Here is a 308-nt window from a genome sequence, read left to right as displayed (position 1 = left end):
AGTACAATTCTATAGCTGTCAACCTACATTATCAAAGTGAAGGTTGATTGGAGTGTAGACTGAGTAACTCCTCGGAGATTCAGCGTCAAAGATGAGACCATGGAGCGAGCAACTTAGGGGAACAAAGGCTAAAATCGTCACGTCCTGTGACAACGCCTTCGTGACCAACCTCCTGTTGCCCCAAGCGGCTCATCGGACGCTCCCCAGGAAGCTCTGCGCGAAAGCGAAGCATCAGCGGCAAATGTTTTCTGTAGCGAAAGCAAAGCGACAGCTACAAAGCACTCAGGCGGAACGGAGATTAACCCGTC

1 protein-coding gene is annotated in these 308 nt (G+C 50.6%); it reads right to left on the bottom strand.

Going from position 1 to position 308, the window contains the following annotated elements:
• Nucleotides 1-85 precede the first annotated feature (85 nt).
• On the bottom strand, nucleotides 86-232 hold the full coding sequence (locus B2R82_RS13165; protein ID WP_286925301.1) for a hypothetical protein: 147 nt from the start codon (nucleotides 230-232) through the stop codon (nucleotides 86-88).
• Nucleotides 233-308 lie beyond the last annotated feature (76 nt).

Origin of the sequence: Lysinibacillus sp. UBA6686 (assembly GCF_002455205.1) — a bacterium.
GTDB lineage: Bacteria > Bacillota > Bacilli > Bacillales_A > Planococcaceae > Lysinibacillus > Lysinibacillus pakistanensis.
Note: the sequence above shows the minus strand (reverse complement) of the source record. Positions and strands in the feature narration are given on the sequence as shown.